Origin of the sequence: Leeuwenhoekiella sp. H156 (assembly GCF_052218455.1) — a bacterium.
Classification (GTDB): domain Bacteria; phylum Bacteroidota; class Bacteroidia; order Flavobacteriales; family Flavobacteriaceae; genus Leeuwenhoekiella; species Leeuwenhoekiella parthenopeia.
Window position 1 is genome coordinate 1466355 of the sequence record NZ_CP197499.1, and the last position, 22821, is coordinate 1489175.

Consider the following 22821-nt stretch of genomic DNA (forward strand, 5'->3'; position numbering starts at 1 on the left):
AGGAGCGCTTCCGGCTTAAAGATTTAAGCAAGGCGAAATTATACAAGGGATTTGACAACCTAGTTTCCGCCTACCACGTCGACAACGGGCTTCTTAGGGAGCTCTTCGGCCTTTTCAAGAGTGAACGAAAACTCAGAGCCCACTCCAAAGTCGCTTTCAACATAAATCTTTTCGTCATGGGCCTCAATAATATGTTTGACGATAGAAAGACCGAGTCCTGAGCCACCCTCGCGTCGCGAACCACTCTTATCAACCCGGTAAAACCGTTCAAACAAACGCGGAATGTGTTCGGAAGCGATACCTTCACCATTGTCTGTAACCCGCACGATAACCTTATTCTGAATCAGGTTTTCAATCGTTACTTCGGTGGTACCGTCCTGTTTTCCGTATTTGATGGAGTTTACAATGAGGTTGGTAAGCAACTGCTGAATGCGCTCACGATCTGCATTTACCATTACCGGCTTGTTGTCTGCCCGCTCAAAAGTAAGCGTGATATTCTTTTTTGAGGCTTTCATCTCGAGCAACTCAAAGGTGTGCTGCACAAGCTCTACCATATCAAAATACTCATAGCGCAGATTAAGATCACCTACTTCAAGTTTCGCAATCATATCCAAATCGCTTACCAGATAAACCAGACGCTCTACGGCAGCTGCGGCACGCTTGAGGTATTTTTTAAGAATGGTTTTATCTTTCATCGCCCCGTCAAGCAGGGTGAGAATATAACCCTGAGTGGTAAAAAGCGGCGTTTTGAGTTCGTGAGCCACGTTACCCATAAATTCCTTCCGGTACTCCTCACGTATTTTTAAGGATTCTATTTCCAGCTTTTTACTGGCTGCAAATCGCTCTACTTCTTTAGTCAGTGTAGACATATCTGTAGTGATTTGTCCGCGTTTAAGCGTGGTCACATCAAGCAGGGAGACGTCATCATAGATTTTTTTGACGCGTTTGTAAATAAAACGCTCAACCCGCACCTGAATCAGAAAAACAGACAGCACAAAACATACGGGGATAAAGCACAGCAGAAAAACCCAGTCAAATGCATCTTTTATATAGAAAAAAACGCTCACAAAGAGCGTTAGACAAACCGTTATGTACATCGATGAAAAGATCGCAAAACGGTATGATTTTTTAAAACTGGCTGCCATTTACACTACAAATTTATAGCCTACTCCTTTAATGGTTTTAAACTTTTTGTTGCCTATTTTTTCGCGCAGCTTACGTATGTGAACGTCAATGGTTCTGCCGCCTACCACAACTTCGTTACCCCAAACCTTGTCCAGAATATCCTCACGCTTAAACACCTTACCGGGTTTTGAAGCCAGCAGCGAAAGCAATTCAAACTCCTTACGGGGCAGGATCATCTCTTTCTTGTCTTTGATGATTTTATATTCTTCGCGGTTGATGATGAGATCTCCAATTTTTAAGGAAGCATCGGTCTCTTCTTCTTCCTTAAGTCTGCGCAGCAAAGCTTTTACTTTACTCACTAAAACTTTAGGCTTAATAGGCTTGGTGATGTAATCATCTGCCCCGGCATCGTAACCGGCTACCTGCGAGTAATCTTCACCACGGGCCGTTAAAAAGGTAATGATGGTTTCCTCCTGGCCTGGGAGCTTGCGTATTTGTTCGCATGCTTCAATCCCATCCATCTCGGGCATCATCACGTCAAGTATGATCAGATGCGGATTGTGCTTCTTGGTCATTTTAACACCTTCTTTGCCGTTTGAAGCGGTAAGCACCTGGTAACCCTCGTTGCTCAAATTGTAACCTATGATCTCCAGGATATCCGGTTCATCGTCAACAAGCAAAATCTTTATCTCTTTTTTCTTCATAAGTCTCAAAGATTTAATGTAGCCGTAAAGATAAGTTTTAAATCGGGCTGCACGCGGCTTGTAAAATTTGGTAACATTAAAATAAAATAACAGTTTGTTTAAAAATAATAAATGTTCGAATGGTTTTCAATTTAAATACCTTTGCAGTCCTATTTTAGCCTATGCTGCCCCAACGCATTTTTGACATAAAAACCCCTGCGCAATTTAATCTGGCTGCGCTTCAATCCTTCCGGTATCAATGGGAGCACAACCCGGTTTACCGTCAGTTTTGCGAGCACCTCAACATCAAACCGGAGGCGGTTACGCGGCCTGAAGACATTCCGTTTTTGCCCATTCAATTTTTTAAAGAATTTACCATTACGGCTTCGCCAAACCCGGTACAAACTATTTTTACCAGCAGCGGTACCACCGGCAGCATCACCAGTAAGCATCATGTGGTTGATCTCAAACTTTACGAGCAAAGCTTTCGCGAAAGCTTTAAACTCCATTACGGCGATGTGACCCAATACACCATTCTTGCCCTGCTGCCTGCATACCTGGAGCGCACCGGTTCTTCGCTTATTTATATGGTTGACCGGCTTATTCAGGACAGTAACAAGCCCAATAGCGGATTTTACCTCAATAATTATGAAGCTTTAAGCGAAAAGCTAAGCGTTTTGGACGCCTCCGGCGAAAAAGTGCTGCTTATCGGCGTCTCTTTTGCCCTGCTTGATCTGGTGGAGCAATATGATTTTAAGCTGAAGCATAGCATTATTATGGAAACCGGAGGGATGAAAGGTCGCCGGAAAGAACTCATACGCGAAGAATTGCACGCTATTTTGAAGGAAGGTTTTGGCGTAGATGCCATACACAGTGAGTATGGGATGACCGAATTGCTTTCTCAGGGCTACTCTGCCGGAAACGGGATTTTTACCCTGCCGCCCTGGATGCAGATTTATATGCGGGATACCGAAGATGCGCTGCAACTGGTTGAACCGGGAAAAACCGGCGGTATAAACGTGATCGACCTTGCCAATCACTACTCCTGCCCCTTTATCGCCACGCAGGATTTAGGCAAAAAATTAGACGACAATCACTTCGAAATTCTGGGTCGTTTTGACGCTTCAGACGTGCGCGGCTGCAATCTGATGGTGCTGTAAAAAATTTTGAAAAATCGTGTAAGTAAAAAAGCATATAACCGACTTAATGAGTGTTCATAATTGGTTGGTTAGTTAAGTTGGAAAACCCGGATGTTTTTGGTTAGGAAGCGCCGGGTTTTTTAGTGTTTTTATTTTCGAAATTACACCTGTATCTGTCTTTCGATCTGCTGATTCAGTGAAATAAAAGTTTCTGTTCGGGAAACGCCGTCAATCGCCTGAATTTTTTTGTTGAGCAGGTGCATCAAATGCTCGTTGTTTTTACACAGAATCTTGATAAAAATAGACCAGTTCCCGGTGGTGTAGTGGCATTCTATAACTTCCGGAATTTCTTCGAGTTGCTTTACCGCTTTGGGGTTGCTCACCGCGCGGTCCAGATAAATGCCGATAAACGCCATGGTGTTGTAGCCTAATATTTTGGGATCAATAATAAAACGCGAACCGGTGATGAGCCTGGCTTTTTCGAGCTTGCGCAGGCGTTGATGAATAGCCGCTCCGGAGATACCCACTTTACGGGCAATTTCCAGAATGGGCTTACGGGCATCGGTCATTAGCTCTCTCAAAATGATTTTGTCAATACCGTCTATCGCGATTTCTTCGTTTACAACTTTCATCTGATGATTTTAAATTGAAATTTGAAACTAAAATAGACAATAAACCAACTAAATAACATCTTAAGTCTTAAAAACACTTCAGTCATCAAGCCAGAAACTTACTGATGATGTGGATTGTAACCTAAATACGGAACCTCATATTCTTTAAACTGAATCCCGTATTGGGTGAGTTCGTCAAGAATGGGTTCGTAAACTTCGCGGTCAATAGGGAGTTGCACACCGGGTTTGGTGATTTTGCCATTTAAAATTTTAAGCGCCGCGATCCCCACCGGTAAACCCACTGTTTTAGCCATAGCGGTATAGGTTTGATTTTCACCCTCCAAAACCATTGTGGCATCTATCTGCTTTTTCTCTCCGTTGAGTTCGTACCCAAACTTGTGGTACATCACGATCATATCTTTATCCTCGGGAGCGAGCGTCCACTGATCCTCGAGAATGCGCTGCAGGCATTGCGCGGGGCTCGCATTTTTCAATCCCAGCTGTTTGTGATCGTTAAACAGATCGAGTTCGAGTAATTTATCCCACAACAAATCGTCCTGATCTATCTTCAGGCCATGTCTTAGTTTCAGCTCAACCGAATCGGTAGGCGAATACGGCAGAAAAAGATTGGTAAACTCCCGATACGACATGGTTTCGGTATCCTGAAGCCTGTAGCTGTCATCGGTCATCCCCAGTTGAACAAACAGGTTCCAGGCACGTGAGAAGCCTACCCGGCGAATGGTGCCGCGGTATAAGGTCAAAATAGCATCCAGCCCATAAATGCTTCGGTACTTGAGGGAATTGCGGTTTGCGTAGGCTTCAAACCTTCCATAGCCTTCCACATCCAGAAATTCGGTGCGTCTAAACAGGCGATGATAAGGGATGTATTTGTAGGTTCCTTCCTGAATAAATTCCGCAGCGCCACCCTGCCCCGCAAGCACTACGTTTCGCGGGTTCCAGGTAAATTTATAATTCCACAGGTTGGTATCGCTTTGGGGAGCAACCAGACCACCACAAAACGATTCAAAAAGCAACATCCTGCCTCCGGCATCGCGTATGCGGTCTATCACCTGCATCGCGCTCATATGGTCAATACCGGGGTCAAGGCCAATCTCATTCATAAAAACAAGGCCTTTGGCTTTTACCTCGGCATCCAAAGCCAGCATCGCATCACTTATATAGGAAGCAGTAACCATGTTTTTAGCAAATTTCAGGCAATCGCGGGCAACCTCAATATGCAGGGCCGCGGGCAACATACTTATGACCAGATGCGCTTCCTCAATAAACTGTTGCCGTACTGCAGCATCGTCGATATTAAGCTCTACCGCTTTGGTGTTGGGGTGTGACGCACAAGCTTTGCGAGCCTGATTCAAATCGAGATCGGCTACTAGCAACTGCAATTGCTCCTCCTGAGATTTACTGGAAAGGTATTTTATGAGTTGGGCGGTTGACTTTCCGGCACCGATTATTAAGATTTTTCGCATAGGAATGTAGTATTTTTGCCAAAGTTTAATTTACACAATTGCACTGCACAAAAAAGCTGTTTTAAAAGCATTCTATGAGGTTTTTGAAGAGATCATTTGAGCATCATATAACTGCAATTGCATTAACGTTTTGCGCAACATGAAAAAGAACATGCTCATCACCGGTGCCATTTTAGGCCTTCTTGCTGTCATTCTTGGTGCATTTGGCGCCCACGGACTAAAAGAAAGCCTGACTCCCGAAGCTCTAAACTCGTTTGAAACCGGTGTGCGCTACCAGATGTATCACGCCCTACTCATGCTTCTTGCGGCTGCGAGCTTTTCACTACCGGAGAAAGCTTTAAAAGCACTTTTTTACCTGTTGCTGAGTGGTATTTTGCTCTTCAGCGGTTCTATCTATTTACTCACCACAAAATCACTCACCGGCATCGATATAAGTGCTGTAGCCTGGGTGACTCCCATCGGCGGAGCCTTGCTGATTGCGGGTTGGGCATTGCTCGTGCTTAACTTTATCAAATTCACAAAATAATTAGTTAAAATTAGAAAATTGAATTTATTATTACCGTAGTTTTGTCGCGTATTTATTAAAAATTCAATTTTATGGCTTTATCTGCCCTATCTACGAAAACGATTTCGTTATCGCAATACGGAATCAAAAATGCAACAATCGCTTATCAACTGGATCCCGAAGAGCTGCACACTATTTGTGTAGAAAAAGGTGAAGGAAAGACCACCTCAACCGGTGCACTTGCGATCAATACCGGCACCTTTACCGGAAGGTCTCCAAAAGACCGGTTTATCGTAATAGATGAGCATACCCGGGACCAGGTTTGGTGGGGAGAAATCAACATCCCTTTTGATAAGACCAAATTTGAGCGCCTGCGCAGGCGCATGCTCACGTACCTTTCAGACCGAAAACTTTTTGTGCGTGACGCCTTTGCCTGTGCTGATACCCGTTACCGCATAGGTATTCGTGTAATTAACGAAAATGCCTGGTCTAATTTATTTGCTTATAATATGTTTCTGCGTCCTACCGAAGCAGAACTCGATAACTTCAAAGAAGACTGGCTCATCCTTAATGCTCCCGGATTTAAGGCAAATCCTGAGCTTGACGGTACCCGTCAGGAAAATTTTGCCATCATCAGTTTTGAAGAAAAAACCGTTTTGATAGGCGGAACCGGCTATACGGGCGAAATCAAAAAAAGTATCTTTTCGGTGCTTAACTTCCTGTTACCGGTAACGCAGGAAACCCTACCCATGCACTGCTCTGCAAATGTGGGCGAAAATGGGGAAACCGCGGTCTTTTTCGGACTTTCGGGCACCGGAAAAACCACACTAAGCGCAGATCCTAATCGCAAGCTTATAGGCGATGACGAACACGGCTGGACGCCTGATAATACCATCTTTAATTTTGAAGGCGGTTGTTATGCCAAAGTAATTAACCTTTCTGAAGAGCAGGAACCAGACATCTTTAATGCAATTACAGCCGGTGCCCTGCTTGAAAATGTCGTTTTAGATACCGATGGCGAAGTAGATTTTAGCGATACGTCAATAACGCAGAATACACGGGTGAGTTATCCCATTCACCACATTAGCAACATTCAGACTCCATCGATCGGTAAAAACCCAAAGAATATCTTTTTCCTAACTGCCGATGCCTTTGGAGTCCTGCCTCCTATTTCTAAATTGACTCCGGGACAGGCCGCTTACCATTTTATAAGCGGTTACACCGCAAAAGTAGCAGGTACCGAAGCGGGAGTCAACGAACCCATGCCTTCTTTTTCAGCTTGTTTTGGCGCACCGTTTATGCCGCTTCATCCTACTGTCTATGCCGAAATGCTCAGTGATAAGATGAAAGAAGCCGGTGTAAATGTTTGGCTCATCAATACCGGATGGACCGGCGGACCTTACGGAATAGGCAAGCGTATGGCTTTAAAATATACCCGGGCGATGATCAATGCCGCTTTGAGCGGAGCTTTGGGCGAAGTCAATCACGAGAATTATCACATGCATTCCGTTTTTGGAGTCGCACAGCCCCGCATCTGTCCGGGTGTACCCGATAGCGTTTTAAGCCCCCGACAAACCTGGAACAACGACGAGGGTTATTATAAAACAGCCCATAAACTCGCTGCTGCATTTAAGAATAACTTTAAAAAATTTGAAGCTTACGCCAGTGAGGAGATTATGGCGGGGCAGCCACCATTGGGATAATTTAAAGGAGTATTAAGTATGATTCGATTCGTCTTATAAATTGGTATTTTCTTATTTTTATAAAAAAGAATTGAACCATGGACTTGCAAACCAGAAAACTAGAATTCATTAAGGAATTCCTAAAAATCCAAAGTGAAGAAGTCCTATCGAGACTTGAAAAAGCTTTAAAAAAAGAGCACCTAGAGGAACAATTTGATTTTCTGCCATTTACGGAAGAAGAATTCAACTTTCGTATTGATAAGTCTTTGGAAGATTCTAAAAACCTGAAGTTGACCGAGGCTCATACATTGCTAGAGCAAATTAAGAAGTGGAACTGAAGCTATTTTGGACTGATTTTTCTCAATCCGAACTTAAAAAGATCTACAGGTATTACAGAGAGCAGGCCGGTTTAAGAATTGCTCAAAAGATTGTTGAGGGAATTTTAAACGAGAGTTTAAAGCTTATTTCGCAACCTCGACTCGGACAAGTTGAACCACTCCTGAAGCATCGAAACAAAGAATTCCGGTATTTGATTTATAAAAATTATAAGATTATCTACCTGATTCTTGAAGAACAGAATAGGATTGATATACAAGATGTCTTTGACACGAGACAAAATCCACGTAAAATAGAGCGTACTAAATGAAAAAGACCGTTCAGAAATTCTGAACGGTCTTTTTATATTTTAGAAAGTTAGGTTTTCTACTTCTTATTGTTCACCTCGTCTATATACTTTTCTAAAGCCATAGTCATGGAAGGCGTTTCCGGTGTAGGCGCCATAATGTTTACTTTAAGACCGGCCTCTTCAACGGCACGTACGGTTGAGTTACCAAAAACTGCAATACGCGTCTCGTTTTGCTTAAAGTCAGGGAAATTCTCAAATAAGGATTTGATTCCGCTGGGACTGAAGAATACCAAAATATCATAAGTCACATCTTTAAGGTGCGACAAATCACTGGTAACGGTTCGGTAAAAAATACCTCGATCCCAATTCAGGTTGAGTTCTTCAAGAACTTTAGGAACTTCGGGTTTTAATATGTCTGACGATGGAAGCAAAAACTTCTCATTCTTGTATTTTTTCAAAGTAGGTCCAAGCTCTGTAAAGGTGCGTTTACCCACGTAGATTTTTCGCTTGCGATACACCACATATTTCTGCAGATAATAGGCTACCGCTTCACTTTGGCAAAAATACTTCAGCGTATCGGGCACTTTATAGCGCATCTCATCAGCTATTCTGAAAAAATTATCAACCGCATTACGGCTGGTAAGAATGATGGCAGTGTATTTATTCAGGTCAATTTTTTGATGTCTAACTTCCTTGCCTGAAACCCCTTCTACATGAATGAAAGGAATGAAATCAACTTTTACTTTTTTCTTTTCTTGTAACTCAAAGTATGGGGAATTTTCAACCTTTGGTTCTGGTTGTGAAACCAAAATAGTTTTCACTTTCATAGACATTCTTCTAAATTTTAGCGCAACACTTCACTAAATAGCTTATATAAAATGAAGTAGGGTGCGATTTCAAGAGCGCAAAGGTACAAAATAAAATAAAATAGGTTGTTGAAAATTAACTTTTCATACCTGCGAAACGTGTTGAAAAGACTGATTAGGTTAAGGATTAAAAAGATACCTATTACTATTTGCAATACAAGTAGCGATGGCTCTGCCGCATAGACAAAAAAGGCGTTTACCGGAATCAGGATTAAAGCAAAATAACTGCGGTAACTCAGTTTATAAAACTGATAGGTATCCAGATGATCTTCGCCCTTAAAAAGCACTCCCAGGGTGCGCTCGGTAAAAAATTTGAGCGACACAAAAACCACGTAGACCAGCGTAATACGCACATAACCCACAAACGGACTTATGGTTTTAAACAGTTCGTATTTCTGAGCCACCAGAAAGACAAACAAAGAGATTGATAAAAACTGTACCGTAAACAGCAGCAGATTAAACGGATGTTCAAACTGAATATCTTTACTCGACTTGAGCAGGTATTTTTCATTTAACGGCAGCTCACCAAAATCTACAAATTTTGATTCGTAAGCCACCCGCGCAGCAGCAATGAGCACCAGGCAGCCCACCAGCACCAGGGTGATCCAGTCATTACTTATCAGGTTTCGCTCTATTGCCTGCACTTTACCGTTTTTGGAGAGGTTAAAATTACTATAAAACGCAGAGTTTAGCGAAATGCCGCTCTTATTAATATTCAAAATAAGTACATTTGTCCTTAAACTACTGTAGATGGCAAGTTCGCTCGTCATAATCCCCACCTATAACGAAGCAGAAAACATAGAGAAGTTGTTACGCAATATTTTTGCGCAACAACGGGCGTTTGAGGTGCTTGTAGTTGACGATAACTCACCAGACGGCACAGCTACCCTGGTAAAAAGTTTACAGCAGGAGTTTATAGACCGGTTACACATTTTAGAACGACCCGGTAAAAACGGTCTGGGCACTGCTTACATAGCAGGCTTTAAGTGGGCGCTGCAAGGCAAATACTCATATATTTTTGAGATGGATGCAGACTTCTCCCACGCACCAAATGATTTGGTAAGACTCTATAATGCCTGCGCCCGTGGCGGAGCAGATCTTGCAATAGGCTCTCGCTATATCACCGGGGTTAATGTCGTAAACTGGCCTATGGGACGGGTATTAATGTCCTATATCGCGTCTAAATATGTGCGGTTTATAACAGGGATGGATGTGGCCGATACCACAGCAGGATTTATATGCTATAAACGCAGGGTTTTAGAAAAAATTAATCTCGACAAAATCAAATTTGTAGGTTATGCCTTTCAGATTGAAATGAAATTTAAAGCCTATCTTCTGGGCTTTAAGATTACCGAAGTTCCTGTTATTTTTGTTGACCGTACCAAAGGCACCAGCAAAATGAGCAGCAGCATATTTAGTGAAGCGGTTTTTGGGGTAATTACTATGAAAATGAAAAGTCTTTTTAAACGTTACGATATCTAAATGGAAAAAGTTTTAATCAAGGATGCACATATCGTAAATGAAGGAAGTATCATTCACGGCGATGTATATATTGAAGATGGCATCATCAAGGAAATCAACAGCAGCATCAGTGTAAAATCTCCTGATGTGCACATTTTTGATGCCGAAGGGCGGCATTTGCTTCCCGGGGTCATTGATGATCAGGTGCATTTTAGAGAGCCGGGGCTTACGCATAAAGCCGATATAGGATCAGAATCTGCAGCGGCAGTTGCCGGTGGCATTACCTCTTTTATAGAAATGCCCAATACCAACCCGCAGACCACCACTATAGAAAAGCTTGAGGAAAAGTTTGCCATCGCGGCAGAGAGCTCTTATGCCAACTATTCGTTTATGTTTGGTGGCACTAATGACAACCTCGAAGAAATTAAAAAGCTCGATAAGAAAGCCTGTGCCGGTCTGAAATTATTTTTAGGAAGCTCTACCGGTAATATGCTGGTTGATGATGAAAACGTGCTTCGCGAAATTTTTAAAAGCACAGACCTCGTTATCTCGGTGCATTGTGAAGATGAAGAAACCATACGCAAGAATATGGAAATATACACCGGCCGTTATGGTGATGACATTCCTATCAACCTGCATCCTATCATTCGCAGTGAAGAAGCCTGTTACCTGTCTTCTTCAAAAGCCATTGCTCTAGCTAAAGAAACCGGTGCTCGTTTACATGTATTTCATCTTTCTACAGCGAAAGAAATGGAGCTGTTTACCAATAAGATTCCGCTGAAGGACAAAAAAATCACGGCTGAAGTTTGCATTCACCATCTGTGGTTTTCTGATGCTGATTATGATGAGAAAGGAACTTTAATTAAATGGAATCCCGCGGTTAAAACGCAAAGCGATCAGGATGCCCTTTGGGAAGCTTTACTAGATGATCGCCTCGATGTGATTGCGACAGATCACGCCCCACATACGCTTAAAGAAAAGCAAAATGTGTACACCAAAGCGCCCAGTGGCGGGCCACTGGTTCAGCACGCGCTTCCGGCGATGTTAGAGATGTATCACGAGGAAAAAATAAGCCTGGAAAAAATCGTCGAAAAAATGTGTCACAACCCGGCCATTCTTTTTGATGTGGAAAAACGAGGTTTTATAAGACCCGGTTATCACGCAGATTTAGTTCTGGTTGACCTCAACAATCCGTGGACGGTGACTAAAGAAAACATTTTGTACAAATGCAAATGGTCACCTTTTGAAGGAAGCACCTTTAAATCGCGTATTTCGCACACCTTTGTAAACGGAAAACTCGCTTACAAAAACTTTAAAGTGTACGATGAACGCCATGGGCAGCGATTAACCTTTGACCGATAATGCGTAACCTAAGCCTCCTCATACTGGTTTTCTTATCCCTTTTTGCCTGTCAAAATGTGGAACGGCCCGAAAAGCCCGACGCTTTTATTGAGGAGGAAAAAATGATCGATATCCTTTACGACATCAGCGTAATTAAGTCGTTGAAAACTTACAACATCAACGAGATGCGAATGCTCGACATAAAACCCGAAAGTTATATCTATGACAAGTATGATATAGACAGCATTCAGCTTGCCGAAAACATCAGTTATTACGCAGTTGACTTTAATGAATATGCTGAACTTTGGGAAAAAGTGCGCGCACGTCTGGCTGCCAAACAGGAAGAAGTCGAAGCAGAAATTGCAAAAGGTGATAGTATACAACGTGTTAAGTCAAAACCAATTCCTGATTCTTTAAAAAATCGAAAAATTCCGCAAAGCGAAATGACTAAAGGACTTCAGATGAATGACTCGCTCGTGGAGTCGGTTAGCGGTTAAGATGACGGGCTACCCGCTTTAAAGTTTCAGAAAGCGGTGTGTATTCAAAACTCAATTCCTCTTTCAGCTTTGCTGAACTGTATACACTCGCTGAATATGCAGATCGTGCAGTACTTCTGAAGAGTTTTCGCTTTTTACCAAATAAACCCGCGAGCCAGTCTAAACGCCAGGCCAGTTCGAGTTGCCATTTTTTGAGCATTTTTGAAGGGGTTTGCACCCCAAGGGCTTCGGCGATTTTTTGAAAGAGATCTTGAAATTTCAGGTTATAGCCTACTAAAATATAGCGCTCATTTTTGATTTCGCTTTGCATAAGGCGCAGCAAGGCGCTTACCACATCCTGCACATCTACAAAACCGGAAGCTCCGGGAACATTATAACGCAATCCATTTTTAACCTGTCTGAAAAACGCACCGCTGCCCGAACTGTAAAAACCTTCTCCCAGAATAACCCCGGGATTTACCATCACCGCATCGAGTCCTTCCTGAGTACCACGCCATACCTCAAGTTCTGAGGCAAATTTAGAAATGCTGTAAACGCTGTTGTCTTTATTGGCTTCCCAATGTGTTTCTTCGGTAATTTTCTTTTTTGACTCGCCCAGTGCCGCCACCGAACTCACGTAACCGAATTTTTTTACGCCAAACTCCAGACTCAGATTGACCATGTTTGCGGTACCTTCCACATTGATTTTCTGAAGCCGGTTAAAGCGCTTGGAGTTAAACGATATGAGTGCGGCACAGTGATACACATAGTCCACGCCTAGGAAAGCTTCAGTCAGCGCGGGAATATCAGTCACATCTGCTTCAACCCACTCGATGGTTTCAAAAGCAGCAGGAGTTGCCTGAGCCTGCTCATTTTTCCACCGAAACAAATCGGCTACCGAATCAATACTTTTACGGGTTCTGTAGGTGGCACGCAGGTTTTTTTCGCCTTGCGCGATCAATGCATACAACAGATGCGAACCCACCAAACCGGTACCTCCCGTGACTAAAATCATAGCGGCTAAGTTAACGATATTCTTGCGTTCTTGCCGTGATGCTTTGGGCATTATATTTATCTTTGCAGCCTTAAAATATTCACGAGACGACTGGCTGCAGCTGTTTTAAAGAGATGTTTTTTTTACATCGATAAGAATCAGGCAGCATTAAGAACAAACTTTTAAATCGCGTGTATCGCGAAAACTAGCAATTATGATTACCAATTTTGTTGAAGAACTGCAATGGCGTGGGATGATTCACGATGTGATGCCCGGTACCGAAGAACACCTTATGGAACAAATGCGCTCTGCTTATGTGGGTATAGACCCTACGGCAGACTCCCTTCATATTGGGCACTTGGTAGGTGTGATGATGCTTAAACATTTTCAGCAATGTGGTCATCGCCCCATAGCACTGGTAGGTGGTGCGACCGGGATGATAGGTGATCCTTCGGGCAAATCTGATGAACGCAATCTGCTTGATGAAGAGACCCTGCGCCACAATCAACAAGCCATTAAAGAGCAACTTTCTCGCTTTTTGGACTTTGAATCTGATGAAGAAAATGCAGCTCAGCTCGTAAACAATTACGACTGGATGAAAGACTTTAGTTTCCTGAGCTTTATACGCGATGTGGGCAAACACATCACCGTAAACTATATGATGGCTAAAGATTCGGTTAAAAAACGCTTGTCTGCTGAGTCTGCCGAAGGAATGAGTTTTACCGAGTTTACCTATCAGCTTGTGCAGGGTTATGACTTTTTACACCTCTACCGCGAGAAAGATTTAACGCTGCAAATGGGCGGAAGCGACCAGTGGGGGAACATCACTACCGGGACCGAATTGGTACGCAGAATTGCCGGCGGCAAGGCCTATGCCATGACCTGCCCGCTAATTACCAAAGCAGACGGGACCAAATTTGGAAAGACTGCAGGTGGCAATATCTGGTTAGATGCCGAGCGCACCTCGCCTTATAAATTTTACCAGTACTGGCTGAACACCAGCGATGAAGATGCTGCCAAATACATCAAGATCTTTACCTTTTTAGGAAAAGAGGAAATCGAAAATCTGATCGCCGAGCATCAGGAAGCCCCACACCAGCGTGCCCTGCAAAAACGCCTGGCCGAAGAGGTGACCATAAGCACACACGGTATAGAAAACTACGAGAATGCGGTTAAAGCTTCAGAGATTCTCTTCGGAAAATCTACAGCTGCAAACCTTAAGGCGCTTAATGAAAAGACCTTTTTAGATGTTTTTGAAGGGGTTCCGCAAGCGGAAGTAAGCCGCGGTGAGATTGAAGCCGGTCTGGATATCGTAGCCGCGTTGGCCGAAAAAACCGGTTTTCTGCAATCGAACGGGGAAGCCAGACGCGCCCTGAAACAGAACTCCATTTCAGTAAATCAGGACAAGGTAGAAGACGGTTATACCATTACTACTGAAGATTTGATCAACAACCGCTTTGTATTGTTACAGCGCGGAAAGAAAAATTACTTTGTGATCCGGGTGCTGGATTAAACCTTTAAAAGGTGATAAATAGGAAACCCTCCATCATAACTGATTGAGGGTTTTTTATTTCATATATTTTTACGTCTGAGCATTTTAGAAGGATTACGCCTTACATCAAAAACCTCCTTCAAGCTTTGGATTGCAAAACCAGACCAAACCAGTTCCATAAGGACTCACCAATTCTTTGATGATTGCTCCAAATCATCTTGAGTTTTAAAATCACCTTTCTCGTAACGCGCTTCAGACTCCTGAACTCGGGTTTTTAATACCTCATCAGATAAATCAATCTTCGGCAGGATTATTCCTTCGTCATCCAATTCTAAGAGTCTTTCAATTAATTCGTCAATCGAAAATTCTTCCGGAAAATTCTCAAGCTCCTTTTTCAATTCTGTCTTCGAAAGCATATCTTAAATTTTAAAGAAAGTTAAACAAAAAACCCATTCAACAGAAGCTGTCGAATGGGTTTGAGCTTTACAATACTTTTAAGTATTAGCGTCGGCTTCCCAAAATCTGAAGCGCAAAGTACAATAAGGTTGCCAGCGAACCAATCGCTGCAACCACATAGGTACGGGCAGCCCATTTAAGCGCATCTTTAGCGCCGTCGTGTTCCTGTCGCGTTAACATATTCGCCGATTCTAACCAGGCCAGGGCACGGTTACTGGCGTCGTATTCAACCGGCAGGGTGATAAATGCGAAGATCGTACCCATAGCAAACAATCCAAGTCCAATGAGTGCAACAGTCATTCCCAGACCACTACCTATAATGGACATCAGCACCACACCTCCAAAAATCACAAACATAGACATACGTGAAGCCACACTTACCACAGGCACGAGCTTAGAACGCATCGTCAACCAACTGTAGGCTTTTGCGTGTTGCACGGCGTGACCACATTCGTGGGCGGCAACTGCTGCGGCAGCGGCATTACGCTCATTATACACCGGCTCACTAAGGTTTACGGTTTTATTTGCCGGGTTGTAATGGTCTGTCAACTGACCCTGTACTGAAATCACCTTGACGTCATTAATCCCATTATCACTAAGCATTTTGCGGGCAATCTCGGCACCGCTCATCCCATTTTGCAAGTGTATTTGTGAATACTCCTTAAACTTGCTTTTCAATTTGCTACTTACAGCCCAACTTACCAATGCGATAAGTCCCACCAGAATGTAGTAACCCATATATCCTCCTGTTATCATCTTTTTTAAAATTTAGTGTATTAAAACTAAAGAATATTCAGCAATAAATACACCGAAAATCATTTCTGCCGTTTTGGCAAAGAATTCAAAATCTAAAGTTGAAAATTCAATGCTACCGACTTGAAAAAATCACAGCGTAGCATTTTGTATTTTTAAGTTTGTGCTTCTTATTTCCAATTCCTCCTTTGGGGGCTAGGGACTTAGCCCACAAAGTTCACAATCTTACCGGGCACAACGATAACCTTTTTAGGTTCGCGGCCATCCAAATACTCCTGCGTTTTCTCGTGTGCACGCACGGCTTTTTCGATTTCTTCTTTCGAAAGATCCAGCGGAAGCTCCATCGTAAATCGCATCTTTCCGTTAAAGGAAATGGGATATTCCTTACTGCTTTCTACCAAATGCTTTGGATCAAATTTTGGGAATGGCTCATTACTTATACCCTTGTACTCTTCGGGCAAATTATCAATATTCACATTCCCTCCAAACTTAAGCATAGCCCACAAGTGCTCTGCGATGTGTGGCGCGTAGGGCGAAATCAACACAGCCAATGGCTCCAGCACCTCGCGGTTGTTGCATTTTAAAGCTGAAAGTTCATTAACCGCAATCATAAAGGTTGATACCGAAGTATTGAAACTGAAGTTCTCAATATCTTCCTGTACTTTCTTGATGGTTTTGTGCAGGGTTTTCATGGCCTCCTGCCCCCCGGCCCCCGAAGGGGGAGTATCATCTACATAAAACTCACCCAGGTTTCCATTGGGTTCAGTTTTGTGGTACAGCTTCCATAATTTTTTAAGGAAGTTGTGCACCCCGGTGATCCCGGCAGTATTCCAGGGTTTTGCCTGCTCTAACGGACCTAAAAACATCTCGTACATACGCAAAGTATCGGCGCCGTATTCCTCACAAATATCATCGGGATTAACCACGTTGTATTTGGATTTGGACATTTTTTCGACTTCGCGAGATACCTTTATACCTACTTCATCAAATAGGCTATTATTTGTTTGCTCACCTTCTTCATTAAGTATCAATGCGTTGTGATGAGCTGAGCTCCACTCCCGAAATTTCGAAATATTGACAAAATCTTTACTATTTACAAATTCTACATTAACGTGAAGTGGTGTAAATAGTAAATTAACCTCAATCCCTTTTATAGCTTCAGTTGTATTTTCAAGAATAAAATCACATACTTTCTTTCTTAAATCTAAATTTTCGTTTGATTGACCTTCGAGTTTGACGACAGCATTATAATCTAGAAAAATGGGATTAAATGTTGGTATTGTCTTTTCAGTACCATTAATAGATTGATAGCCTGAAACCCTATGAACAAACGCACTCTCCCCCAAAATCATTCCCTGATTGATCAGCTTTTTAAAGGGTTCTTCAACCGGTGCAAAACCGCGGTCTTTAAGGAATTTCACCCAAAAACGGCTGTACAATAAATGCCCGGTGGCATGCTCGCTACCGCCAATATACAAGTCCACATCCTGCCAATAGTCCATCGCTTCTTTTGAGGCAAAAGCCTCGTCGCGCAGGGCTTTCTCCATATATCTGAAGAAATACCAGCTTGACCCTGCCCAACCGGGCATGGTGTTTAGTTCCAGCCCATAAACCCCAGAAGGCAAATTATCAGCATCAGCTCCCCCTTTGGGGGTTGGGGGGCTTACAACTTCGTTTTTATTTGTGTCCCAATGCCACTTCGTGGCACGACCTAATGGCGGTTCGCCTTCTTCGGTGGGCAGGTATTTCTCTACCTCGGGTAATTCCAGAGGCAGATATTTGGGATCTATAGTTTGAGGCATTCCGTCTACATAATAGACCGGGAAAGGTTCGCCCCAGTAGCGCTGGCGGCTAAACACCGCATCGCGCAGGCGGTAATTGACTTTGCCTTTACCGGCACCTAGTTTTTCAAGCTCCTCAATCGCTTTGGGCAGGGCTTCTTTATAAGAAAGCCCGTTTAAAAAGTCAGAATCTTTAAGCGGAGTTGTGTCCTTTTCGGCGTAAGCCTGCTCACTGATATCAACGCCTTCAAATATATTCTTAATCGGAATGTTGAAATGCTTGGCAAAATCCCAGTCGCGCTGATCGCCGCAAGGAACCGCCATAACCGCACCTGTACCGTAACCGGCCAAAACATAGTCGCCAATCCAGATCGGGATAGGCTCTTTAGTAAACGGATGCTCAGCATACGCCCCGGTAAAAGCACCTGAAATGGTTTTTACATCGGCCATACGCTCGCGCTCGCTGCGCTTGGCTGTCGCCTCGATATAGGCATCTATTTCAGCCTTTTGCTCTGGCGTGGTGATTTCCTTTACAAGATCCAACTCAGGTGCCAGCGTCATAAAGGTCACCCCAAAAATCGTATCGGGGCGGGTGGTGAAAACACCAATTTTGAATTCTGAATTCTGAATTCTGAATTCTACAGAAGCTCCTTTTGAACGGCCGATCCAGTTAGTTTGTGAATCTTTAAGCGGCTGCGGCCAGTCGATATCCTGCAAACCGTCTAGTAAACGCTGGGCGTAGGCGCTGATGCGCATACTCCACTGCGTCATTTTCTTACGTACCACGGGATGCCCGCCACGTTCGGAAACGCCGTTAACGATCTCGTCGTTTGCCAAAACCGTCCCCAATGCCGGGCACCAGTTTACTTCGGTCTCAGCAAGGTAGGTAAGGCGGTATTTTAATAAGATTTCCTGTTTCGCTTTCGCGGAAGCGGTATTCCAATCGTCAGCGCTAAACACCTCAACGTCATCATCACAAACTGCATTAACCGAAGCATTCCCTTCGGCTTCAAATCTGGCGATCAGCGTATCGATGTGTTCGGCTTTGTTGGTGTCGTTGTTGTACCAGCTTTCAAAAAGCTGAATAAAAATCCACTGCGTCCACTTATAGTATTCCGGGTTTGAGGTGCGTACCTCACGGCTCCAGTCAAACGAAAAGCCTATTTTATCGAGTTGCTCGCGGTAACGCGCAATATTGGTTTCGGTAGTGATTGCGGGGTGCTGCCCGGTTTGAATCGCATATTGCTCAGCCGGAAGTCCAAACGAGTCATACCCCTGCGGATGCAAGACATTAAAACCCTGATGACGCTTGTAACGCGCATAAATATCGCTGGCAATATACCCCAGCGGGTGCCCCACATGCAGACCTGCCCCTGAAGGATAGGGAAACATATCCAGTACATAATATTTGGGCTTATCGCTGTTGTTTTCGGCTTCAAAAGTTTTGTGTTCTTTCCAAAACTGTTGCCATTTTTTCTCTATCGCGTTAAAATCGTAGTTCATCATGAATTGGTTTTCCAGACCTCACAGGTTTTTAAAACCTGTGAGGTCTTTTAAGAAGCGGCAAATTTACGATTTTAAAGGGATTTATCGTTTTGGCTTTGGGAAAGCACGAGCGGAGATTCACCAGGCGCTTTCAGTTTCTCAAAGCTCTTCATACAAAAAAGCTTAAGCTTACGTTTAAGAAGCACGAACTTTAGTATTTTTGCCCCTTAGTGTTCTAAAACAGTAACGAATAATATGGCCTCATCTTTTGAAAAATTTCAGCGTCGCAGATTAATTTCCTCCTATTTTTCGGTGGTATTGAGTATCGCGCTGGTGCTGTTTTTATTGGGTGTGCTGGGTCTTTTGGTGCTCAATTCTAAAAAAGTAGCAGACCACTTTAAAGAACAGATTGCCCTTACCATTTACCTGAAAGACGAGGCGAAAGACGTTGAAATCAAACAGCTTGAAAAGAGCCTGGCACTCGCCGAGTACACCAAATCAACGCGATTTGTATCAAAAGAAGAAGCTGCTGAAGAGCACAGCAAAGAAATTGGCGAGAATTTTATGGATTTTCTGGGCTACAATCCCCTGCAAAACTCCATTGACGTGTACCTGAAAGCAGATTTTGTGGATGCCAACCGGGTGAAGGAAATTGCAGATGAACTCACCGCTAAGGATTTTGTAGACGAGGTCAACTACGACCAGCCGCTTATCTCTTTGCTTAACGATAACATCAAAAAAATAAGTCTGTGGATTGTCATCATTAGCGGGGTCTTTACCCTGATTGCAGTTTTGCTGATCAACAGCGCGATCCGGCTTTCGGTATATTCTAAACGGTTTACCATTAAAACCATGCAAATGGTAGGAGCTACCAAAGGTTTTATACGTCGCCCGTTTATCTGGCTAAGTATGAAACTGGGTATGGTAGGCGCGGTAATCGCTCTTGCAGGGATGGCCGCCGTATTGTATTACCTCAACCAGACTTTCCCGGAGTTGGAATTGCTGGCAGATCCGGTGATTTTAGCCATTTTATTTGTGAGCGTGTTTGCAGCAAGCATTGTGATTACCTGGTTCAGTACTTTTTTAGCCACACAACGCTTTCTGAATTTGAGAACAGACGAACTCTATTATTAGACTTAAGATATCAAACAAGAGATTTTAGACAAAAACTCTTAAACCATTAACTTTTAACCCCTTCAAAATGGGAGAACAAAAGCGGAAAAAACAAAACGAACTGCACCGCAGCAGTTTCATCTTTAAAAAGAAAAATTATCAGGTGATGCTTATAGGCCTGGGCGTGATTGCCCTGGGTTTTATCCTGATGTCTGGCGGTGGCAGTGACGATCCTAATGTGTTTAACCCGGAGATCTACCACTGGAGACGCATACGCCTGGCTCCGGCTTTGGTATTGATAGGTTTTGGGATCGAAGTCTATGCGATTTTGCTGAATCCCGATGCTAAAAAAGAATCTTCTGAAACATTTCCAAAAGATAAAGGCACCAAGTAAATGGATATAATCGACGCGATAATACTGGGTATTATACAAGGTCTCACCGAGTTTTTACCGGTATCTTCAAGCGGTCATCTGGAGCTTGGGAAAGCCATTTTAGGCGACAGTACCGTGCCCGAAGAAAGCCTATTGTTTACTGTAGTCTTACACTTTGCAACCGCGCTAAGCACGCTGGTTGTATTTAGAAAAGACATTTTTGACATTGTAAAAGGGCTTTTTCAGTTTAAATGGAATGAAGAAACTCAATTTGCAGTCAAAATTGTGCTTTCGATGATTCCGGCGGTTATCATCGGGTTGTTTTTTGAAGAACAACTAGAATCGCTTTTTGGCGGAAACATTCTGCTTGTTGGTATGATGCTTATCATCACCGCCTTATTGCTTTGGCTTGCCGATAAAGCCAAGGACACCCAGAAACCCGTAAGTTTTCAAAACGCCTTTACCATAGGTGTGGCACAGGCCATCGCAATGCTTCCCGGGATTTCCCGAAGCGGCGCGACGATTTCCACTTCGGTTTTATTGGGAAATGACAAGGCCAGAGCAGCCCGTTTTTCGTTCCTGATGGTGGTTCCCCTGATTTTTGGAAAGATTGCCAAAGACCTTTTAAGCGGAGACATCACCACCGAATCGGGCAATTTTACTGCGCTTTCTGTTGGTTTTGTTGCAGCATTTATAAGCGGATTGATAGCCTGTACCTGGATGATTAAACTGGTTAAAAAGAGTAAATTATCCTGGTTTGCCATCTATTGCCTTATTGTAGGCGTCATTGCGGTAGGCTTTGGCTATTACAACCTGTAATCCCAAAGAACAAGATCACACACATCATTTATGCAATTTTCGGAAGCAGACTTTAAAGAAGGTCAGATTTTACTTTTTGACAAACCGCTCAACTGGACTTCGTTTCAGCTGGTGAACAAAGTGCGCTGGCTCATACGTAAAACCTACAAGATCAAAAAGATTAAAGTGGGTCACGCCGGCACACTAGACCCGCTTGCAACCGGTTTGCTCATCATCTGCACCGGAAAATTCACCAAGCGTATTGAAGAATTTATGGGTCAGGAAAAAGAATATACCGGCACCATTGTACTGGGCGCCACCACTCCTTCCTACGACCTGGAAACCGAAATTGACGCTGTATTTCCCACGGCTCACCTCAGCGAGGAAGCCATTCACGCGGCAACAGCCCAATTTACCGGAAGCATTATGCAACAACCACCGGTTTTTTCGGCATTAAAAAAAGATGGAAAACGCCTGTACGAGTTTGCACGTGAAGGTAAAGAAGTTGACATTCCCAGCCGGGAAGTGCAGGTTTCGGCTTTTGAAATCACACGTATCGCACTTCCGGAAGTTGATTTTCGCATCAGCTGCAGTAAAGGGACGTACATCCGCTCCCTTGCACATGATTTTGGTAAAGCTTTAAATTCCGGCGGGCATCTTTCCGCTTTGCGAAGAACAAAAATTGGTGATTTTGAAGTGAATACCGCCACCGGTCTCGAAGCTTTTGAAGCTACTCTGGACGCTTCTGTTTTGTAAAGACAATTCCGGGCACGGCTCTTGCGTTTTGTTTAACAGGTCGCAAGGTTTAATTTGCTAAAATATTTCTTTACAAAACCTTTTGAAGCCTCAAATAACCTAATCTAAAATTTGGCGAATGTTATCTTTCGAGATAACTTTATAAGATGATCCGGGAAATAATTTTCTACGAAGACCATTTTATGAAGTTTTACCTTGGACAGGATGAAAAGGTAAAGCAAAAAATTAAATATGTTTTCGAGTTGATTAAGCAGGTTGACCGGGTTCCTGAAAATTCCTGAAACATTTGACAGGAACAAACGGGCTTTATGAAATACGAGTAGCATACCAATCAAATAGCTATTGGATTTTTTGTTGTTTTGATGACGGTAAACTCGTAGTCCTTTTTAATGCGTTTCAAAAAAAGACGCAAAAAACTCCACAAAAAGAAATCGACACAGCAGAGCGTTTAATGAATGCCTATTTTAAGATAAAATAAAGCTTATGGAAAAGTATAAAGATATAAAGACATTTGACGAACTGATCGAGTTAGAACACGGAGCAATTGGAACGGAAAGCCGCAACAGCTATGAAGAAAGTGCACAACTATTTATCATTAGTGAAATGCTTAAAGCAGCCCGAAAAGAGGCAAAAATGACCCAGAAACAGCTTGCAGAAAAAGCCGGAACTAAAAAAAGCTACATCTCAAAAATTGAGAACGGAAAAGCGAATATTCAACTTTCAACCTTAATCCGAATTTTTGAACAAGGATTGAATCGTAGAGTTGGATTCACTTTTCTCTAAGCAAGATTATACGGTCTAGCAACCCGTTAGCCGGAACAA

The 22821-nt window shown here is 43.1% G+C and carries 25 protein-coding genes; 15 read left to right on the forward strand and 10 right to left on the reverse strand.

Annotated elements, in window-relative coordinates; translation table 11 throughout:
- Positions 1 to 59 precede the first annotated feature (59 nt).
- On the reverse strand, positions 60 to 1145 hold the full coding sequence (locus ACSSS3_RS06155; protein WP_442846848.1) for a sensor histidine kinase: 1086 nt from the start codon (positions 1143 to 1145) through the stop codon (positions 60 to 62).
- Complete coding sequence (locus ACSSS3_RS06160) at positions 1146 to 1829, reverse strand: response regulator transcription factor (RefSeq protein ID WP_099645649.1); 684 nt, start codon at positions 1827 to 1829, stop codon at positions 1146 to 1148. It lies immediately after the preceding gene.
- A 161-nt stretch (positions 1830 to 1990) separates the two neighbouring features.
- Here ACSSS3_RS06160 and ACSSS3_RS06165 point away from each other — a divergent pair, with 161 nt between their 5' ends.
- Entirely contained in the window at positions 1991 to 2968 is a 978-nt protein-coding gene (locus tag ACSSS3_RS06165; protein ID WP_442846849.1) for a LuxE/PaaK family acyltransferase, read from the forward strand.
- A 140-nt stretch (positions 2969 to 3108) separates the two neighbouring features.
- On the opposite strand, the gene ACSSS3_RS06170 is transcribed toward ACSSS3_RS06165, so the two are convergent.
- Complete coding sequence (locus tag ACSSS3_RS06170; RefSeq protein WP_442846850.1) at positions 3109 to 3579, reverse strand: Lrp/AsnC ligand binding domain-containing protein; 471 nt, start codon at positions 3577 to 3579, stop codon at positions 3109 to 3111.
- Positions 3580 to 3677: 98 nt separating this feature from the next.
- Positions 3678 to 5042 carry a saccharopine dehydrogenase family protein gene (locus ACSSS3_RS06175; RefSeq protein WP_442846851.1) on the reverse strand — a complete coding sequence of 455 codons (1365 nt, stop codon included), beginning with the start codon at positions 5040 to 5042 and terminating at the stop codon, positions 3678 to 3680.
- Between the two features lie 139 nt (positions 5043 to 5181).
- On the opposite strand from ACSSS3_RS06175, the gene ACSSS3_RS06180 reads away from it, so the two are divergent.
- The 4 genes from ACSSS3_RS06180 to ACSSS3_RS06195 all read left to right on the forward strand — a co-directional run bounded on the left by ACSSS3_RS06180 (position 5182) and on the right by ACSSS3_RS06195 (position 7875).
- Positions 5182 to 5568 carry a DUF423 domain-containing protein gene (locus ACSSS3_RS06180; protein WP_442846852.1) on the forward strand — a complete coding sequence of 129 codons (387 nt, stop codon included), beginning with the start codon at positions 5182 to 5184 and terminating at the stop codon, positions 5566 to 5568.
- 71 nt (positions 5569 to 5639) lie between these two features.
- A complete protein-coding gene (pckA, locus tag ACSSS3_RS06185) occupies positions 5640 to 7250 on the forward strand; it encodes a phosphoenolpyruvate carboxykinase (ATP) (RefSeq protein WP_442846853.1) in 1611 nt (536 codons plus the stop codon).
- 77 nt (positions 7251 to 7327) lie between these two features.
- Complete coding sequence (locus ACSSS3_RS06190) at positions 7328 to 7567, forward strand: hypothetical protein (protein WP_228228772.1); 240 nt, start codon at positions 7328 to 7330, stop codon at positions 7565 to 7567.
- Complete coding sequence (locus ACSSS3_RS06195) at positions 7558 to 7875, forward strand: type II toxin-antitoxin system RelE/ParE family toxin (protein ID WP_442846854.1); 318 nt, start codon at positions 7558 to 7560, stop codon at positions 7873 to 7875. Before ACSSS3_RS06190 ends, ACSSS3_RS06195 begins: the two co-directional genes overlap by 10 nt.
- Before the next feature lie 56 nt (positions 7876 to 7931).
- Here the strand turns inward: ACSSS3_RS06195 and ACSSS3_RS06200 are convergent, their stop codons facing one another.
- Both ACSSS3_RS06200 and ACSSS3_RS06205 read right to left on the reverse strand, forming a co-directional pair.
- A complete protein-coding gene (locus tag ACSSS3_RS06200) occupies positions 7932 to 8681 on the reverse strand; it encodes a uroporphyrinogen-III synthase (RefSeq protein ID WP_228228774.1) in 750 nt (249 codons plus the stop codon).
- A 17-nt stretch (positions 8682 to 8698) separates the two neighbouring features.
- Positions 8699 to 9439, reverse strand: coding sequence for a DUF4271 domain-containing protein (locus ACSSS3_RS06205; protein ID WP_228228775.1), 741 nt, complete (start codon positions 9437 to 9439; stop codon positions 8699 to 8701).
- A 31-nt stretch (positions 9440 to 9470) separates the two neighbouring features.
- Here ACSSS3_RS06205 and ACSSS3_RS06210 point away from each other — a divergent pair, with 31 nt between their 5' ends.
- Genes ACSSS3_RS06210 through ACSSS3_RS06220 form a run of 3 tightly spaced genes read left to right on the forward strand, consistent with a single transcriptional unit; the run spans position 9471 to position 12019 of the window.
- Entirely contained in the window at positions 9471 to 10202 is a 732-nt protein-coding gene (locus tag ACSSS3_RS06210; RefSeq protein ID WP_442846855.1) for a polyprenol monophosphomannose synthase, read from the forward strand.
- The gene (locus tag ACSSS3_RS06215; protein ID WP_442846856.1) at positions 10203 to 11543 is read left to right on the forward strand and encodes a dihydroorotase; all 1341 of its coding nucleotides are present in this window, start codon (positions 10203 to 10205) and stop codon (positions 11541 to 11543) included.
- Positions 11543 to 12019: a DUF4296 domain-containing protein gene (locus ACSSS3_RS06220; protein ID WP_442846857.1), complete on the forward strand. Its 477-nt coding sequence runs from the start codon at positions 11543 to 11545 to the stop codon at positions 12017 to 12019. The genes ACSSS3_RS06215 and ACSSS3_RS06220 overlap by 1 nt, the downstream gene beginning before the upstream one ends.
- Here the strand turns inward: ACSSS3_RS06220 and ACSSS3_RS06225 are convergent.
- Positions 12009 to 13013, reverse strand: coding sequence for an NAD-dependent epimerase/dehydratase family protein (locus tag ACSSS3_RS06225; RefSeq protein WP_442846858.1), 1005 nt, complete (start codon positions 13011 to 13013; stop codon positions 12009 to 12011). The two genes, ACSSS3_RS06220 and ACSSS3_RS06225, sit on opposite strands and share 11 nt — an antisense overlap.
- 193 nt (positions 13014 to 13206) lie before the next feature.
- On the opposite strand from ACSSS3_RS06225, the gene tyrS reads away from it, so the two are divergent.
- A complete protein-coding gene (tyrS, locus tag ACSSS3_RS06230; RefSeq protein WP_228228780.1) occupies positions 13207 to 14505 on the forward strand; it encodes a tyrosine--tRNA ligase in 1299 nt (432 codons plus the stop codon).
- Positions 14506 to 14669: 164 nt separating this feature from the next.
- Here the strand turns inward: tyrS and ACSSS3_RS06235 are convergent, their stop codons facing one another.
- The 3 genes from ACSSS3_RS06235 to ACSSS3_RS06245 form a co-directional block, all read right to left on the reverse strand.
- The gene (locus ACSSS3_RS06235) at positions 14670 to 14900 is read right to left on the reverse strand and encodes a hypothetical protein (RefSeq protein WP_442846859.1); all 231 of its coding nucleotides are present in this window, start codon (positions 14898 to 14900) and stop codon (positions 14670 to 14672) included.
- A gap of 85 nt (positions 14901 to 14985) precedes the next feature.
- A complete protein-coding gene (locus tag ACSSS3_RS06240; protein ID WP_442846860.1) occupies positions 14986 to 15696 on the reverse strand; it encodes a zinc metallopeptidase in 711 nt (236 codons plus the stop codon).
- Positions 15697 to 15896: 200 nt separating this feature from the next.
- Positions 15897 to 18977, reverse strand: a complete 3081-nt coding sequence (locus tag ACSSS3_RS06245; protein ID WP_442847406.1) for a leucine--tRNA ligase — start codon at positions 18975 to 18977, stop codon at positions 15897 to 15899.
- A gap of 237 nt (positions 18978 to 19214) precedes the next feature.
- On the opposite strand from ACSSS3_RS06245, the gene ACSSS3_RS06250 reads away from it, so the two are divergent.
- The 6 genes from ACSSS3_RS06250 (at position 19215) to ACSSS3_RS06275 (ending at position 22782) form a co-directional block, all read left to right on the forward strand.
- Positions 19215 to 20093 carry a cell division protein FtsX gene (locus tag ACSSS3_RS06250; RefSeq protein WP_228228784.1) on the forward strand — a complete coding sequence of 293 codons (879 nt, stop codon included), beginning with the start codon at positions 19215 to 19217 and terminating at the stop codon, positions 20091 to 20093.
- Positions 20094 to 20160: 67 nt separating this feature from the next.
- Positions 20161 to 20466: a DUF3098 domain-containing protein gene (locus ACSSS3_RS06255; RefSeq protein ID WP_228228785.1), complete on the forward strand. Its 306-nt coding sequence runs from the start codon at positions 20161 to 20163 to the stop codon at positions 20464 to 20466.
- On the forward strand, positions 20467 to 21264 hold the full coding sequence (uppP, locus tag ACSSS3_RS06260; protein ID WP_228228786.1) for an undecaprenyl-diphosphatase UppP: 798 nt from the start codon (positions 20467 to 20469) through the stop codon (positions 21262 to 21264).
- Between the two features lie 30 nt (positions 21265 to 21294).
- The gene (gene truB, locus ACSSS3_RS06265; protein WP_228228787.1) at positions 21295 to 21999 is read left to right on the forward strand and encodes a tRNA pseudouridine(55) synthase TruB; all 705 of its coding nucleotides are present in this window, start codon (positions 21295 to 21297) and stop codon (positions 21997 to 21999) included.
- Between the two features lie 286 nt (positions 22000 to 22285).
- The gene (locus ACSSS3_RS06270) at positions 22286 to 22477 is read left to right on the forward strand and encodes a type II toxin-antitoxin system RelE/ParE family toxin (protein WP_442846861.1); all 192 of its coding nucleotides are present in this window, start codon (positions 22286 to 22288) and stop codon (positions 22475 to 22477) included.
- Positions 22478 to 22482: 5 nt separating this feature from the next.
- Positions 22483 to 22782: a helix-turn-helix domain-containing protein gene (locus tag ACSSS3_RS06275; protein ID WP_228228789.1), complete on the forward strand. Its 300-nt coding sequence runs from the start codon at positions 22483 to 22485 to the stop codon at positions 22780 to 22782.
- Positions 22783 to 22821 lie beyond the last annotated feature (39 nt).